Origin of the sequence: Burkholderia anthina (assembly GCF_001547525.1) — a bacterium.
In the GTDB taxonomy this organism is placed as follows: domain Bacteria; phylum Pseudomonadota; class Gammaproteobacteria; order Burkholderiales; family Burkholderiaceae; genus Burkholderia; species Burkholderia semiarida.
This window is the reverse complement of sequence record NZ_LNJP01000003.1, coordinates 413714-429649: the sequence shown is the minus strand read 5'-3', so window position 1 is coordinate 429649 and position 15936 is coordinate 413714. Positions and strand designations below refer to the sequence as shown.

Annotated in this window: 12 protein-coding genes; 7 read left to right on the top strand and 5 right to left on the bottom strand. The window is 67.1% G+C overall.

The window, feature by feature from the left end:
- Positions 1-2: 2 nt before the first annotated feature.
- From WS64_RS22260 to WS64_RS22250, 3 genes are read left to right on the top strand one after another with little or no spacing between them, the layout of a single operon-like run.
- Entirely contained in the window at positions 3-2219 is a 2217-nt protein-coding gene (locus WS64_RS22260; protein ID WP_155720464.1) for an NHL repeat-containing protein, read from the top strand.
- Between the two features lie 40 nt (positions 2220-2259).
- Positions 2260-3726: a flippase gene (locus WS64_RS22255; protein WP_060967733.1), complete on the top strand. Its 1467-nt coding sequence runs from the start codon at positions 2260-2262 to the stop codon at positions 3724-3726.
- Positions 3723-6191 (top strand): glycosyltransferase family 4 protein, encoded by a 2469-nt coding sequence (locus WS64_RS22250; protein WP_060967732.1) that lies wholly within the window; start codon positions 3723-3725, stop codon positions 6189-6191. The genes WS64_RS22255 and WS64_RS22250 overlap by 4 nt, the downstream gene beginning before the upstream one ends.
- Before the next feature lie 371 nt (positions 6192-6562).
- Here WS64_RS22250 and WS64_RS22245 read toward each other — a convergent pair whose 3' ends face one another.
- A complete protein-coding gene (locus WS64_RS22245) occupies positions 6563-7738 on the bottom strand; it encodes an acyltransferase family protein (protein ID WP_060967731.1) in 1176 nt (391 codons plus the stop codon).
- A gap of 217 nt (positions 7739-7955) precedes the next feature.
- Here WS64_RS22245 and WS64_RS34975 point away from each other — a divergent pair, with 217 nt between their 5' ends.
- Positions 7956-8099, top strand: a complete 144-nt coding sequence (locus WS64_RS34975; RefSeq protein ID WP_006479318.1) for a hypothetical protein — start codon at positions 7956-7958, stop codon at positions 8097-8099.
- A 231-nt stretch (positions 8100-8330) separates the two neighbouring features.
- Positions 8331-9218: a UTP--glucose-1-phosphate uridylyltransferase GalU gene (gene galU / locus WS64_RS22240; RefSeq protein WP_006482949.1), complete on the top strand. Its 888-nt coding sequence runs from the start codon at positions 8331-8333 to the stop codon at positions 9216-9218.
- 365 nt (positions 9219-9583) lie between these two features.
- Here the strand turns inward: galU and WS64_RS22235 are convergent, their stop codons facing one another.
- The gene (locus WS64_RS22235; protein WP_060967730.1) at positions 9584-10702 is read right to left on the bottom strand and encodes an acyltransferase family protein; all 1119 of its coding nucleotides are present in this window, start codon (positions 10700-10702) and stop codon (positions 9584-9586) included.
- A 266-nt stretch (positions 10703-10968) separates the two neighbouring features.
- Between WS64_RS22235 and WS64_RS22230 the strand changes: the two genes are divergently transcribed.
- Positions 10969-11418 (top strand): HU family DNA-binding protein, encoded by a 450-nt coding sequence (locus WS64_RS22230; RefSeq protein WP_006492882.1) that lies wholly within the window; start codon positions 10969-10971, stop codon positions 11416-11418.
- A 166-nt stretch (positions 11419-11584) separates the two neighbouring features.
- The gene (locus WS64_RS22225) at positions 11585-12427 is read left to right on the top strand and encodes an AadA family aminoglycoside 3''-O-nucleotidyltransferase (RefSeq protein ID WP_060967729.1); all 843 of its coding nucleotides are present in this window, start codon (positions 11585-11587) and stop codon (positions 12425-12427) included.
- A 97-nt stretch (positions 12428-12524) separates the two neighbouring features.
- Here the strand turns inward: WS64_RS22225 and WS64_RS22220 are convergent, their stop codons facing one another.
- From WS64_RS22220 to WS64_RS22210, 3 genes are all read right to left on the bottom strand, one after another.
- On the bottom strand, positions 12525-12998 hold the full coding sequence (locus WS64_RS22220; protein WP_059582714.1) for a VOC family protein: 474 nt from the start codon (positions 12996-12998) through the stop codon (positions 12525-12527).
- 392 nt (positions 12999-13390) lie between these two features.
- Positions 13391-14548 (bottom strand): porin, encoded by a 1158-nt coding sequence (locus WS64_RS22215; protein ID WP_059582711.1) that lies wholly within the window; start codon positions 14546-14548, stop codon positions 13391-13393.
- Positions 14549-14967: 419 nt separating this feature from the next.
- The gene (locus WS64_RS22210) at positions 14968-15912 is read right to left on the bottom strand and encodes a YihY/virulence factor BrkB family protein (RefSeq protein ID WP_060967728.1); all 945 of its coding nucleotides are present in this window, start codon (positions 15910-15912) and stop codon (positions 14968-14970) included.
- Positions 15913-15936: the final 24 nt, after the last annotated feature.

Genomic DNA, 15936 nt, shown 5'->3' with positions numbered 1-15936 from the left:
CATTGCGACGTCTGATTCTGGTTGGCGTGACGGTATGCGCGGCGCTGCTGACGAGCGCCGTGCAGGCCGAAACGGTGTTGCCCGCGACGACCTCGTGGATCGGCAACACGTTCGGCTATGGCGACGGCAGCTGGACGCAGATCGACATCCGCGCGATCGCGGTGACGCCCGACGGCAAGGTGTATACGAATGCGCCGTGGGACGAGAGCGGCGCCGAGGCGAGCGTCTACCAGGACGGGAAGATGCTCGGCTTCGCCGGCGGCACCCACGGCTGGGGCAATCTCGGCGGCAACGCGATCGCGGTGAACGGCAAGTATGCGTATGTCGCGATCGGCGTCGGCAACGAGCGCGGCCACCTGCAGTCGCCCGGCATCTGGCCGGACAAGGGCAAGCAATGGTTCGGCATCTCGCGGCGCACGATCGGCGACATGAAGCAGCCCGCGCCGTTTCGCGCGGCGCCGCCGGTCGCGCCGGGCGGCCGCGCCGACGCCGGCCGCGCGCGAATGGCCGCCAGCTTCATGATGATGAACGAGGTGCCGGCGCCCGCACGCTCGGAAGTGGGCGACGCGAAGGCGGAAGTGGGCGGCCTCGCGGCCGACGACAACACGCTGTTCGCGACCAATCCGTCGCGTGACGCGGTGGACGTGTACGACGCGGAGACGATGCAGCGGAAGGGCACGTGGAGCGCGCACGAGCCGGGCCGCATCGCGCTAGCGGGCGACGGCACGCTGTGGCTGCTGACCGATACGCTCGGCGGGCCCGCGCATCTCGTGCACGTGCGGGCCGACGGCCGCAAGCTCGACGACGCGCCGGCGCTGCCGGCAGGCACCGACGCGGTGGACGTGGCGGTCGATGCGAAAGGGCGCGTGCTGGTCGCGGACAACGGGCCGCGCCAGCAGATCCTGATCTTCTCGAAAGGCGCGAACGGCTACGCGCAGTCGGGCTCGCTCGGCGAGCGCGGCGGCATCTTCGCGGGGCCGGTGCCGGGGCGCCCGGGGCCGCAGCGCTTCAATGGGCTGACGGGCGTCGGTGTCGACCGCGCGGGCAACGTCTATGTGTCGATGAACGGGATCGGGCCGCGCCACGACACGATCGGCGCGGGGCTCGGCGCGGTGCTGGAAAGCTACACGCCGGACGGCAAGCTGCGCTGGCAGGTGCAGGGGCTGCTGTTCGTCGACGGCGCGTGGCTCGACCCCGCGCGGCCGAACAGCGTGTACACGGGCAACAAGCGCTTCGAGCTCGACCTGTCGAAGCCGCCGGGCCAGGACTGGAAATACGTCGGCTTCCTGTCGAACCGCTTCAAGTATCCGGACGACCCCGTGTTCCACACCGACCAGTATCCGGGCATGCCGATCGCGCGGCGCGTCGACGGCCGCACGTTCCTGTACCTGACCGACATGTACGCCGATCACCTGAAGATCTACCGCTTCGACGCGAAGCGCGACGGCGAGGTCGCGATTCCGTCCGGCCTGATCGCAGGCCGCGCGCGGCCGGTCGACAAGGTGCCGAACAAGCCGCCGGGCGGCGACTGGCTGTGGCGCGACGCGAACGGCAACGGCCGGATCGATGCCGACGAGTCCGAGCTCAACACGACGGGCAAGGCGAAGGCGGGCGGCTGGGGCTGGTGGGTCGACACGAAGGGCGACATCTGGCGCACGAGCGACGTGCGCGGCATCCACCGCTTCCGGTACGGCGGCGTCGACAAGGCCGGCAACCCGATCTATTCGTACGACAAGGTCACGACCTACCCGATGCCGCAGCCGTTCACGCAACTGCGCCGGTCGATCTACGACGCGCAGACGGACACACTGTACGTGACCGGCTACACGGCCGACGCGCCGCCGCAGCCGGGCATCAACAAGGAAGTCGGCCGCGTGCTGGTGCGCTTCGACAAGTGGTCGAGCGGCTCGCCGGTGGTGCGCTACCAGGTCGCGCTGCCATGGCAACTCGATGCGAAGCCGATCCTCGACCTGATCGGGATCACGGTCGAAGGCCGCTACATCTTCACGGTGGAGCCGGTCGGCAAGATCCACGTGTACGACAAGGAAACCGGCAAGGAAGTGGGCGTGATGAGCCCGGGCGCCGAGGTCGGCAAGGCCTCCGGCTGGGTCGACGTGCCGTTCGGCATCAGCGCGTTCCGGCGCGAGAACGGCGAATACCTCGTGTTCGTCGAGGAAGACGCGCGCGGCAAGGTGCTGATGTATCGCTGGAAACCGTGACGGGCGGCGCGCCGTCGTCGACGTCACTCAAGGCTTAAGCATGGACAAAGGCATACTCAAGAACGTTTCGATCAACTTCATCGGGCTGATCCTGCCGACCTTCGTGTCGCTGGTGACCGTGCCCGCGTACATCCACGCGCTCGGCGTCGAACGCTACGGCGTCGTCAGCCTCGTGTGGACGCTGATCGGCTATTTCGGGATCCTCGATCTCGGGATGAGCATGGCCGCGCAGAACCACATCTCGAAGGCGCTCGCGAGCGGCGACGCCGACGAAAGCGCGCGCGTGTTCTGGAGCGCGTTCTGGCTGAACCTCGGCACCGGCATCGCGGGCGGGCTGCTGATCTATTTCGGTGCGTTCGTCTACACCGCGTATTTCACGAAGGTGTCGGCCGCGATGCAGCACGAGGTGTATCTCGCGCTGCCGTGGCTCGCGCTCGCGATTCCGCTCGCGAACGTGTCGTGGGTGTTCGCCGGCGCGATCAACGGCGCCGAACGGTTCGGCGTGTTCAACACGAACCAGACGATCGGCACGTTCCTGTTCCAGCTGCTGCCGCTCGCCGCCGCGTGGTGGATCGCGCCGAACCTGCAGACGGTGCTCGCCGCGGCCGTCGTCGCGCGGCTGATCGCGGCGGTGATGCTCGGTCAGGCCAGCATCAAGGTGCTCGGCATCCGCCGCATCGATCCGCCGCAGTGGGGTACCGCGAAGGGGCTGTTCAACTTCGGCGGCTGGATGCTGATCGCGAGCACGACCAGCATGATCGCCGACACGCTCGACCGCGTGATGCTCGGCGCCGGCATGGGCGCGAAGTTCGTCACCTACTACACGGTGCCGCAGAACCTCGTCACGCGCCTGAACATGCTGCCGAACGCACTGGTGCGCACGCTGTTTCCGCGCCTGTCGGCGGTCGGCCGCGATCACGCGGATACCCTCGCGCGCCAGTCGCTCGAATTCCTGAACGGCGTGTTCACGCCGGTCGGCATCGTCGCGATCTTCGCGCTCGCGCCGTTCCTCACGCTGTGGGTCGGCGCCGATCTCGCCGCGCATTCGGCGCCGGTCGGCCGCGTGCTCGTGATCAGCGTATGGCTCGTCGGGCAGGCGAGCGTCACACGCATCCTGATCCAGTCGCAGGTCAACCCGGCCCGCGCGGCATTCGCCGGGCTCGTCGAGATGCCGTTCTTCGTCGGCGGCCTGTGGCTCGGCATTCATCACTTCGGGCTGATCGGCGCGGCGGTGGTCGTCGCGGCGCGCGCGCTCGTCGACTACGGCGTGCTGCTGTATCTGTCGGCGATCCGGATGCGCGCGATCGTGCTCGACATGCTCGCCCATCTCGCCTTCCTGCTCGCTAGCCTGTTACTGGCGCAAGCGTGGCCGGGGCTGGTCCAGTCGATCGGCCTGTGCGCGGTCGTACTGGTGCTGAACGTTGCGTGGTCGCTCACGATGACGCCGGGATTGCGTGCACTCGTGCGCGACCTGTTCGTCCGTCTCAATGCGAGGAGAACTGCATGAATCGCGATCTGGCGGAACACGCCGTCCTGAATCTCGCCACGGCCGACGCCGCCGTGGCCCACGCGGGCGACGCCGCCGCGCTGCACCGCGCGGTGCCGGCCGAACGGGCCGGCGCGCGGCAGCCGGCGCGTGCGCTGCGCGTGGCGATCGTCCACGACTGGCTCGTCACCTACGCGGGCGCCGAGCGCGTGCTCGAACAGATCGTCGCGTGCTTTCCCGACGCGGACCTGTTCAGCCTCGTCGATTTCCTCGATGACCGCGCGTTCGTGCGTGGCAAACCGGTGACGACGTCGTTCATCCAGAAGCTGCCGTTCGCGCGCACCAAGTACCGCAGCTACCTGCCGCTGATGCCGCTCGCGATCGAGCAGCTCGACGTGTCCGAGTACGACCTCGTGATCTCGAGCAGCCACGCGGTCGCGAAGGGCGTGCTGACCGGGCCGGACCAGGTGCACATCAGCTACGTGCATTCGCCGATCCGCTATGCGTGGGACCTGCAGCACCAGTATCTGGAACAGTCGAATCTCACGCACGGGCCGAAATCGCTGCTCGCGCGGATGATTCTCCATTACATCCGCAACTGGGATACGCGCACCGCGAACGCGGTGGACGGCTTCGTCGCGAATTCCGCGTTCATCGCGCGGCGCATCAAAAAGGTCTACCACCGCGACGCCGCGGTGATCTTCCCGCCGGTCGACGTCGACGCGTTCTCGCTGAACGCGGCGAAGGAGGACTTCTACCTGACCGCGTCGCGGATGGTGCCGTACAAGAAGATCGACCTGATCGTCGAAGCGTTTTCGCGCACGCCCGAGCGCAAGCTCGTCGTGATCGGCGACGGCCCCGAGATGCAGAAAATCCGCGCGAAGGCCGGCCCGAACGTCGAGATCATGGGCTATCAGCCGTTCGCGGTGCTGCACGACCGGATGCGGCGCGCGAAGGCGTTCGTGTTCGCGGCCGAGGAGGATTTCGGGATCTCGGTCGTCGAGGCGCAGGCGTGCGGCACGCCGGTCATCGCGTACGGCAAGGGCGGTGCGCTCGAAACCGTGCTCGACCCGCAGTCGAGCCTGAACCCGACGGGCCTGTTCTTCGACGAACAGACGCCGCACGCGATCGTCGCGGCCGTCGACGATTTCGAGCGCGCGCCGCAGCGCTTCACGCCCGACGCGTGCCGCGCGAACGCGGAGCGGTTTTCCGCCGATACGTTCCGGCAGCGCTTCCTCGACTACGTGGAGCAAGCGCTGCCCGGCTCGACCGCGCGGCGCGGCACGGCCGCGCCGATGCCGGCCGCGCGCGGTCCGGCGACGCTCGTGCTCGATCAGAGCGGCGTACTCGGCGGCGCCGAGCTGTCGCTGCTCGAGATCATGAAGCACATGCGCGCGAACGCCGACGTGCTGCTGTTCGACGACGGCCCGTTCCGCGCGGCGCTCGACGAGATCGGCGCACGCGTCGACGTGGTCGACCAAGGCGCGCTCGCGGGTGTGCGCAAGCAGGGCGGCGTGTCGTTCGGCGCGGTGAAGCAGCTCGTGCGGCTCGTGCGCGACGTCGCCCGGCGCGCGCGCCGCGCCGAGGTGATCTACGCGAACACGCAACGCGCGATGGTGGTCGCCGCACTTGCCGGGCGGCTCGCGCGCAAGCCGGTGGTCTGGCATTTGCGCGACATCGTCAGCGCCGACCATTTCGGCGGCAAGCAGTTGCAGGCGATCAAGTACTGCGCGCGGCTCGGCGTCACGCGCGTGATCGCGAACTCCGATGCATCCGCGCAGGCGTTCCGCGCGCTGACGGGCTTCACGCCGCAGCACGTCGACGTCGTGTTCAACGGCATCTCGGCCGAACCGTTCGATGCGCTGGAAGGCGTGAGCCAGGCGGCGCTGCGCGCGCGCCTCGGGTTGCCGACGGACGCATGGCTGGTCGGTTCGTTCAGCCGGCTCGCGCGCTGGAAGGGGCAGCACGTGCTGCTGGAGGCCGCCGCGCGGCATCCCGACATGCACGTGGTGCTGGTCGGCGCGCCGCTGTTCGGCGAGGACGACTATGCGGCGCAACTGCACGAATACGTCGCGCAGCACGGGATGGACGCGCGCGTGCATTTCCTTGGATTCCAGCGCGACGTGGCCGCGTGCATGACGGCCGTCGACGTCGTCGCGCATACGTCGATCACGCCCGAACCGTTCGGGCGGGTGATCGTCGAGGGGATGCTGGCGCGCCGGCCGGTTGTCGCGGCGCGTGCGGGCGGCGTCGTCGAGATCATCGAGGACGGCGACAACGGGCTGCTCTGCGAGCCGGGCAACGCGGCCGCGCTGGCCGATGCGCTGGCGGCGCTCAAGCGCGACGGCGCGCTGCGCGAGCGGCTCGTCGCGAGCGGGCGTGCGACCGCGGTGCGGCGGTTCGGGACCGAAACCTACGTGGAGCGGGTCGAGAAGATTCTCGCCGATACGGCGAAGGCCGCCCGGGCCGCGAAAGCGAAGAAATAGCAGCCGGCGCGCGCCGGCGGGAAACGAGCCTCCGTGCGGCGTCGTGCCGTGCGGGGGCTTCGTCTTTTCGGCGGGCGACGCGCCTGGTTGGGGCGGGCTGGCGGGCTCGAGTCCGAGTCGGCGCGAGCTTGGCCGATCGTTATCTGGAACGGGAGCGGGCCGTCGGCAACGTGACGCGAGCAGGACACCGTCGCAGTCGTACCGAGGAAACCGCGCATCGGCGGCTTGCGCGGGCCGTGGCGCGGTCGGCGCGCGGCAGGCTGCCGGTCCCTTGTCGAACCGGCCTGCAACCGCGTGCAGCCGTGAAAAAGCCCCCGAGCGGCGGGACGCCGCGCGAGGGCTCCGGAGCCGGACGGGCCGGCCGCTCGGCGTCAGACCGCCTGTTCGGGCGTCGACGCGACGACGCGGGCGGCGCGGGTCGGCTTGAAGCTGGCCGACCACATCATCGCCGGCCGTTCGAACATCCGGTAGAACAGGTACGCCACCGGAATCGCGACGGCCATGAACGCGAACGACGGCCAGATCGACAGTTGCAGCTCGGAGTGGAACAGCACCGAGCCGAGGCAGACGAACAGCGGCAGGTGGACGAGATACAGCGAGTAGCTGAAGTCGCCGAACCAGCTCAGCACGCGCAGCGGCGGCGTGGCGCGCGGCGGGCGGGCGAGGGCGCGGTACAGGAAGCACGCGAAGCCGGCCGACCATAGCTGGAACGCGCCGTACTGGCCGAAATGGAACGCGCCGCAGCCGGCGGCGAGCAGCACCGCGGCCGCGACGTACCATGCGCGCGACGGCACGACGGCCGTGCCGCGCGACTGCTGCGCGCGCACGTCGGCGATCCACGCGCCGATCGTCCAGGACAGCCAGTAGGACGTGAAGAACTGCAGGTCGTGCCGTTCGAGCAGCCACGCCGACGCGACGTTGACGAGCGCGACCGCGGCCACGACGGCCGGCATGCCGATGCGCCGGCGCAGCGCGAACAGCAGCGGGTAGATCGCGTAGAACTGCACTTCGAGCGACAGCGTCCACAGCGCGCCGTTCGACCCGTACGTATAGCCGGCGACGCCCTGCAGCGAGAACAGGTTCACGAGGAACGCGACGACGCCGACGTCGCGGATCTTGTGGCTGACGGGCTCGATCTGCAGGCTGACCGCGTCGAGCGCGAGCGTGAACAGCAGCGCGGCGAGCAGCACCGGGTAGATGCGCGCGAAGCGGCGCACCCAGAAGTTCGGCGCGTCGAGCCGGTACGCGGGGTTCGCCGCCAGCTTGAGCGCCGCGTTGCGGTGGATGCAGTAGCCGCTGATCACGAAGAAGATCGGTACGCCGGCGGAGCCCCACGCGAACGGAAAGGTCAGGTAGCCGGCGATCGCGCCCGGGGTCAGCGCGTGGCCGTAAGCGTGATGGAAGCTTTGCATGCCGACCCAGACGACCTGGCGGCAGTGGAAATAGGCGACGAGCAGCGCCGCGAAGCCGCGCATCGCGTCGATCACGTGTTCCTTGTGGTCGGCGACGGGCGGCGCGGCCAGAGACGATCCGCTGAAAGCTTGCATGCGATTCGATTCCTTGCGACGGATGGACAGGAAGTTTCATCCAATCGTAATGCGCAAGAATTCCGTCAATGAATAAAAAAATCTCGTCCGGAAATATCGGTATTCCGCATCATGGGTTTATCGATACCTGAAAGCGGTTCCGAGAGCCGCCTGAATTATTTGCCGATTTTTTTCTGATAGTTTGAAGCTCCAGTTGATTGATGCAAGGAGCGGCAAGATGGACATGCATTGGATCGCGAGCGCTGCAGTACTACTGGTCATGGCCGTGCTGTCGGCGTACCGCGAGGCGCTGAAGAACGAACCGATCCGCCCGGGCCTCGAACGGGGCGGCGTGCCCTATATCGAGGAATTCGAATCGTAAGAATTTGTATCCGGAAAATCGGTAATTTGTTTCTGCTCCGGCAATCGGTTCGGCAATATCGACCGACCTGAAACGATTATATTTTTTTCCGGAATAATTGGGCAATCAGTTCATATCGAAAATGAGCGGAGCGGAATTGGCAGTGCCGTCGATTCTCGATATGCCGTTCGGAACACAATCGCGCCGGGTCGCGGGTCGACGCGGCGCAGACAACGCTATCAGGATGCGAACATGTTGAAAGTCACCAAGGCCGTGTTCCCCGTTGCCGGTCTCGGCACGCGGTTCCTCCCGGCAACGAAGGCGAGCCCGAAGGAAATGTTGCCCGTCGTCGACAAGCCGCTGATCCAGTACGCGGTCGAGGAAGCGATCAACGCCGGTATCACCGAGATGATCTTCGTCACCGGGCGCAGCAAGCGCGCGATCGAGGATCATTTCGACAAGTCGTACGAGATCGAGGCCGAACTCGAGGCACGCGGCAAGGAAAAGCTGCTCGAGCTCGTGCGCGGCATCAAGCCGAGCCACGTCAACTGCTTCTACGTGCGGCAGCCGGAAGCGCTCGGCCTCGGCCATGCGGTGCTGTGCGCGGAGAAGCTCGTGCACGGCGAGCCGTTCGCGGTGATCCTCGCCGACGACCTGCTGCACGGCGAACAGCCGGTGCTCAAGCAGCTCGTCGACGTGTTCGACCACTATCACAGCTCGGTGATCGGGGTCGAGACGATCCCGCGCGAGGACAGCCGCTCGTACGGCGTCGTCGAGGGCCGGGAATGGGAAGAGGACATCATCAAGCTGTCGGGCATCATCGAGAAGCCGGCGCCGGAGGATGCGCCGTCGAACCTCGGCGTGGTCGGCCGCTACGTGTTCATGCCGACGATCTTCGATCATCTGCGCAAGCTCAAGCCGGGCGCGGGCGGCGAACTGCAGCTCACCGACGCCGTCCAGTCGCTGCTCGCGAACGAACAGGTGCTCGCGTATCGCTACTACGGTACGCGTTTCGACTGCGGCAGCAAGCTGGGGTATCTGAAGGCAACCGTGGAGCTCGCGCTCCAGCATCCGGAAGTGAGCCGCGAATTCGAGGCGTACCTGCGTACCTGCCTCCCCGCGCTGGCTGCCGTCGCTTAAGCGGCCGCGCGCTCCGTCGTTTCAGGTGGTGGTTGTTCCGTTGGCCCCGGCCGCTCGCGCGCCGGGGCTTTTTTGTATTTGCGGCGCACGAGCATGGTGCGCGACGTTTGCGTGCGGCGCCGGGAATGGGTGCGGGGTGGTGGCGCGCGACGTCTGTCGACGCGGCAGGACGTCGTGCTTGAAACGGGTGCCTCTCAGCATTCGCCGCGTGACCGGATCGGTGGATGGATTGCGCGGTATGCGCGACGCTCGCGCGTCGCGCGGATGTCGCGCGATGACGCATCGGCTGCCATCCCGCCGGGCGTCGTCACCGGTATCGGCGCGTTCCGATCCGGCTCCCCCCGCGCACCGGGTCGGCGCGTCGCTCAGCGCGGCGACGCGCTCGGCTGCACGGCGAAGTGCCGGGCCAGCATCGCGGCGATCGGCTTCTTGAAGTCGAGCAGCCGCTTTTCGAGATAGCGCCACGACAGGTGCGCGAGCAGTACGGCGAGCGCGAATTGCAGCATTTCCGGCAGCGCGTCGCGGACGAGGTCCGGCATCGGCACGTGCGCGAAGGACGCGGGCAGCGCGCCGAAACGCGCCGGGATCAGGTTGTGGAACAGGTAGAAGCCGTAGCTGATCGTGCCGAGATAGGCGAGCGGCGCGCAGTCGAGCAGCGCGACGACGGGATGCTCGGGCTCGCTGACGATCCACAGCATCAGCGCGCCGAGCGACGCGGACAGGCCGAGATCCGCGAGCCCCGCAGCCGCATCGGGCAACGCCGTGCAGGCGGGCAGCGCGAGGAAGAAGGCGACGCCTGCCGCGCCGAGCCAGCCCGGCGGTACGCGGCGCGCGGCGGCCGCGCCGCGATCGGCGAGCGCCATCGCGCCGACGCCGCCGAGCGCGATCAACGCGAAATTCCACGGGGAAAACGCATAGATCAGCACCGGCGATGCGTCCGCCAGGTAGAGCGCGAGATGCGCGACGGCGCACAGCGCGACGGCCGCCACGCCGAGCGCGATGTGGCGCGCGGCGGGCACCGCGAGCAGCGCGAGCGGCGCGATCAGATAGAACTGCTGTTCAACGGCGAGGCTCCAGAAGTGCGACGTGGAGCCCGGCCAGCCATCCTTGACGACGCCGATCCAGTAATTCGACAGGAACGCCGCATGCCAAGCGAGCCCGAGGTTGACGCCGCGCTGGTAGAACAGCGCATGCGCGATCGCGAGCGCCGCGAGCAGCAGGTAGTACACGGGAAAGATCCGCAGCGCGCGTTTCGCGAGGAACAGCGTGAGCGCGTGGCGGCGCGTCATGGCGCCGCGCTCGACCGCCTGGCGGTTGCGATGCAGTTCGCCGACGATCAGGAATCCGCTGATGAGGAAAAACGTCCACACGCCAAGCTTGCCGACGTCGATGGCAAGGACGTGGCCCTTGTGGGACAGGAAAACGAGGATGACGGCGAGGGCTCGCAGGCCGTCGAGTCCTTTGACGTATCTGACTTCGCGCATGGAGGCATCCGGGCATTGAGCGGGCCCAGTATAGGTGCGCAAATATCGAACGTAATTCGCGTTCGCCCCATTTGAGCGCCTACGTGAAGGCGTTTTTTCACGCTCGAGCGTCGATGAAGTCGGTCGCGCGCAACAAAACGTGCGGGAAACCCCGCGAAAACGCATAAAAGTACTGCACGAAGCGTCAAGGCGCTTGTAGAATCCGGCGTTGAAGCGCGCGCGTTGCACGCTTCGTGTATCCAACGACCACACCTGGTAGGAGAAACATGGCGACTTCCGCAAAAAAGGTGGCCAAGAAGGCTGCCGCACCGGCGACCAAGAAAGTGGCTGCCAAAAAGGCTGCGCCCGCGAAGAAAGTAGTGGCCAAGAAGGCTGTCGCGAAGGCAGCACCGGCTGCTCCGACGCCGCTGAAGGACAAGTTCACGAAGGCATCGCTCGCAACGCACATCGCTGAGCGCGCAGCTGTCGAAGTGAAGGCGGTCAAGGCAGTGCTCGCCGCACTCGAGAACGTCGTGCTGGGCTCGGTTCACAAGAAGGGCGCAGGCGAGTTCACGCTGCCGGGTCTGTTGAAGATCACGGCGCAAGTCGTGCCGGCGAAGAAGAAGCGCTTCGGCAAGGATCCGTTCACGGGCGAAGAGCGCTGGTTCCCGGCGAAGCCGGCCAGCGTGCGCGTGAAGGCACGTGCGCTGAAGAAGCTGAAGGACGCGGCAGCGTAATGCCGCAGCAACGCTGCCGCACGCATGTCGGCAGCCGTTGCGATGTCCCGCGGTCCCCGTACGCGAAAGCGTGCGGGGATTTTTATTGGTGCGCCCGGCAGGCGCACTCACTTGGGGGTGAAAGTCCCTACCGCCTGTTGCGTGCGCATCGTGAGGCCCGCGCATCGTGACTGAATTCGTTCCGTCTGAAATCGCCGGGCAGGTCGCTGCCGCGCGCGCCGCGATCGAGCGGCATCTCGGTGCGACGATGGAAGCGATCCACCTGTTCGGCTCGGCGCTCGACGGCGGCTTGAAACCGCGCAGTGACATCGACCTGCTGGTGACGGTGGCCGTGCGGCCCGACTCAACGGTGCGGCGTGCGCTGATGTTCGACCTGCTCGCTGCGTCGGCGCCTCCCGGTCACGCAGGCGGCATGCGTCCGCTCGAGGTCACCGTCGTCGCGCACGGCGACGTGGTGCCGTGGCGTCATCCGGCGCGCCGCGAACTGCAGTTCGGCGAATGGCTGCGTCGCGACCTGGAAGCCGGCATCGTCGAAGCGCCGCTCGTCGATCACGATCTGGCGATCCTGCTGACGAAGGTGCGGCAGCACGGTGTCGCGCTGGTCGGGCCGCCCGCGGCCGTGCTGTTCGAGCCGGTGCCCGCGCGCGATTTCGGCGCCGCGCTGCTCGCCACCGTTGCGCAGTGGAATGCCGAGCCGGACTGGCGCGGCGACGAGTGCAACGTGGTGCTCGCGCTCGCACGCATCTGGTACAGCGCCGCGACCGGCAGGATCGCGCCGAAGGACGTCGCCGCGGCGTGGGTGCTGGCGCGCTTGCCGGACGCGCACCAGCCGGTCGTGGCGGCCGCGCGTACCGCCTATCTCGATGGCGAAGCGGGCGCGGCGATCCTGTCCGGCGAACCGCTGGCCGAATTCATCGGCTACGCGCGGCGGACGGTCGAGTCGATGCTGTCTGCGTCGCAGTCGGCGCCAACGATGCACGCTACCGGCTGGCCGGCCAGCGACGGATAGCGAACGCGTGCGAGCCGGCTGCATGCGCAAACGGTCGAGCCGGGTGCGTGCAGGCCAGCCGGCGCGGCGTCACGCCAGCGCGGCCCGACGCGTTTCGTCAGCCCGCGGTGCCCGCAAAGGCGGCCTTCAGCGCGGCGTCGTCGAACTTGGTCATCTGCATCATCGCGGCGGCCACGCGTCCCGCCTTGACCGCGTCGCGATCGGCCATCATCGGGATGAGCGCCTCCGGAACGATCTGCCACGACACGCCATAACGATCCCTCAGCCAGCCGCAGCCGTCGGCCGTGCCGCCGTTGTCGAGCAGGGCGCTCCAGTAGCGGTCGAGTTCCGCCTGGTCCGCGCAACTGACGAGCAGCGAGATCGCGTGGTTGAACGTCTCCGTGCGCGGGTGGCTCATCGCGAAGAACGGTTGCCCGAACAGCTCGAATTCGACCATTCGCGTGCCGTCAGTGCCGGGCACGGCCGTGACGCGCACGACGCGCGAATCCGGAAAGATGCCGGCATAGAAGGCCGCTGCTTCTTCGGCTTGCGTCGAATACCAGAGGAACGGCGTGATCTTCTGAATCGTCATGACGAGTCTCCTGTCTGTATGGGGCCGCGGCAAACCGGATACCGCCATCGATACGACGGACGACGCCCGCCGAAATCGACACGTGCGACCAACAAGTCGCGCATCGGATGAAGCGGGCGGTGCCGGCTGTGCGGATGGTAGCCGTCGTACGGAGAAATGGCGACCTGCCCGACCATTCGGAAACGGTGTTCCGGGCCGTTGACAGCCGCAAGGTGCCGTTGCCGGCAAGCAGGCATGGATTGGGGCGCGGTTTGCCCGGCAGCCCGTGCAGCGAATGCCGGCTCGCTCGCCGGAGGCGGACGAAAAAAAGCCAGCCGCGGCCGAAACCGGGGCTGGCTTTCCAGGTCGGCGGCAGGGCGTCGGAGACGCCGTGCACACCGGATACTTCGTTTTTAGAACTTGTGACGCAGGCCGAGTGCGACGATTTCCTGCGAGCTCTTGCCGGCGATGCCGTACGAGCCGATCGACGCTTGCGCTTCGCTGCCGTCGGCGTTGTGGCCGCTTGCGTGCTGATATGCGCCAACCAGGTAGATGTCCGTACGCTTCGACAGCGAGTAGTCCGCGCCGAGCGAAACCTGATGGTACTTGGCGTCGGTCTGGCCGCTACCCTTCGTGTAGATGTAGCCGAGGCCGAGCAGCAGCGGTGCCGATGCCTGATACGTGACGAATGCGCGACCCGTGTTGTACTTCTGGTTCGTGCCGAAGCCGGAGTTCGCGTCAGCCTTGTACTGTGCGTTGCTGTAGCCGAGGCCGAACGTTACCGGGCCGAATGCATACTGGCCGGCGGCTTGCGCGATGCCGATCGACGATGCCGACGTGTATGCGTTGTTGATGAAGCTGCCCGAACCGTCGAAGATCGCGTCCGACGTGCCGGCCCAGCCGGTGCGCACGCCAGCGGGGCTCAGCGGAGCCGAGTTGTTCGCGTGGAAGTAACCTGCAGCCAGGCCGAGCGGGCCGTTGTTGTAGGCTGCAGCCGCCGCCCACGTCTGACCCTTGCCGGTTGCGCCGGCGACACCGCCGAGTGCGTACATCGCCTCGACCTGGAGGCCTGCCCAGACCGGCGACGTGTACTTGATCGCGTTGCTGACGCGCAGGCTGTTGTCGTTGTTGTCGACGTCGCCCGGCGTGGCAAACACGCTGCCGAAGTAGTTGTCAGCCGTGACCGCCTGGACCAGGTCGACGAGCGGGTCGTACTGGCGACCCAGCGTCAGCGTACCGTACTGGTCGCTTTGCAGGCCGACGAAAGCCTGGCGGCCGAACATGCGCTGGCCTTGGCCCAATGCACCCGTTGCCGAGTTGAAGCCGTTTTCCAACTGGAAGATCGCCTTCAGGCCGCCACCGAGGTCTTCCGAACCCTTCAGGCCGAAGCGGGCGCCTTGCAGGTTGCCGCTACCCATCGACCACGAATTGTTACCTTGACCATCGTTACCGTGAACATAGGTGATCGACGTGTCGATCACGCCATACAGCGTCACGCTCGATTGCGCCTGAGCAGCACCGGCAGCGCCCAGCAGCGCGAGCGAGAGGGTCGAGAGAGCAAGTTTCTTCATCGTTGAGTTTCTCCACGCAAGTGATTCATCGTTATTTGTTGCGGATTGGAGAATAGCTCAGTGCCATACACGCAAGAAAGCTCAAAAAATAAAGTGTCTCGAAAAGGTAACAGCGCGGAAAAGTCCATATATATCAAGCACATCAGCAACTGTTCCTGTTTATGAAACAGTTGACAATTGCTGCGCCGCGATTGTTTCAATCGCTGACGCGCACACCCGTGAACCGCCTGTTTTGGCCCGTTGCAGCAACAAAACGAGGGTATGCAAACGTTTGCCGTTGCAGGTGCATGCAGGTCGGCGTGCACAGCATGCGCCGACGCCGCGCGAATGCGCGGCGGGGCGACGGGGTTGCAAAGGGGCGAGGCGTGTGCCGGGCGCGCGCGACATCGATGCGCGGCCGTTTGCAGGCGGTGGGTAAATCAGTCGTCGCGCGGGCGATGATCGGCGTGGCCAGGTTGAGAAACTTGAGCCGACCCGGCCGGCGCCGAATCCTCGGTCGGCCGATGCGCATCGCCGCGCGCCGCCGCGAACTCCGCGCCGAGCAGCAGCACGATCGCGGAGAAGTACAGCCACATCAGCAGGACCGCGAACGATCCGGCCGCGCCGAACGCACTGGCGGTGCCCGCATGCGCGAGATACAGCGCGAACAGCTTCTTGCCGCCGGAGAACAGGATCGCGGACACGATGCCGCCGATCGCGGCGTCGCGCCACGCGACGCGCGCGTCGGGCAGGAACTTCATCAGCGACGCGAACGCGGCCGCGAGCACCGCGATGCCGACGAAGAACTGGATGAAGTTCGTGACGACCACGTACGGCGAATCGCCGAGCAGCCAGGTGCCGATGAAGGTGATCGCCGTGTCGAGCACGAGCGACACGATCAGCAGGAACGCGACGCCGAGCACCAGCCCGAACGAGATCAGCCGCACGCGCACGAGGCCGAGCATGCTCGACCAGCGGCTTTCGGTGGCCGGCCAGATCACGCTGAGCGCCGCGCTGAGCGACGCGAACGTGGCCGACGCGCCGATCGCGAGCGCGGCGAACGAGATCAGCGTGGCGAGGCCGCCGCGCTCGCCCGCGCGGTGCGCGTTCTGCACGATCGTCTGGATGGAGGCCGCCGCGTCGTCGCCGATCAACTGGTGCGCCTGTTCGAACACCTGGCCGCGCGCGGCGTCGTCGCCGTAGAACCAGCCGGCCACGGCGATCACCATCACGAGGGTCGGCGCGAGCGAGAACGCGGAGAAAAACGCGATGCCCGCGGCCATCGCGGAGCAGCGGTCGGACGAGAAGCGCTTGAACGCGGTGAGGGCCCAGTTGGCCTGCTGCTGGGCGAGACGGGTGGCTTCGGAAGTGATCTGTCGTTTCATGACGGTCGGGTTGCGCGCGGAACG

Excerpts from the sequence above, each read along its gene's own strand:
- WS64_RS22255 (WP_060967733.1), top strand. The coding sequence starts at position 2,260 with ATGGACAAAGGCATACTCAAGAACGTTTCGATCAACTTCATCGGGCTG.
- WS64_RS22250 (WP_060967732.1), top strand. The coding sequence starts at position 3,723 with ATGAATCGCGATCTGGCGGAACACGCCGTCCTGAATCTCGCCACGGCC.
- WS64_RS22245 (WP_060967731.1), bottom strand. The coding sequence starts at position 7,738 with ATGCAAGCTTTCAGCGGATCGTCTCTGGCCGCGCCGCCCGTCGCCGAC.
- WS64_RS34975 (WP_006479318.1), top strand. The coding sequence starts at position 7,956 with ATGGACATGCATTGGATCGCGAGCGCTGCAGTACTACTGGTCATGGCC.
- galU (WP_006482949.1), top strand. The coding sequence starts at position 8,331 with ATGTTGAAAGTCACCAAGGCCGTGTTCCCCGTTGCCGGTCTCGGCACG.
- WS64_RS22235 (WP_060967730.1), bottom strand. The coding sequence starts at position 10,702 with ATGCGCGAAGTCAGATACGTCAAAGGACTCGACGGCCTGCGAGCCCTC.
- WS64_RS22230 (WP_006492882.1), top strand. The coding sequence starts at position 10,969 with ATGGCGACTTCCGCAAAAAAGGTGGCCAAGAAGGCTGCCGCACCGGCG.
- WS64_RS22220 (WP_059582714.1), bottom strand. The coding sequence starts at position 12,998 with ATGACGATTCAGAAGATCACGCCGTTCCTCTGGTATTCGACGCAAGCC.
- WS64_RS22215 (WP_059582711.1), bottom strand. The coding sequence starts at position 14,548 with ATGAAGAAACTTGCTCTCTCGACCCTCTCGCTCGCGCTGCTGGGCGCT.
- WS64_RS22210 (WP_060967728.1), bottom strand. The coding sequence starts at position 15,912 with ATGAAACGACAGATCACTTCCGAAGCCACCCGTCTCGCCCAGCAGCAG.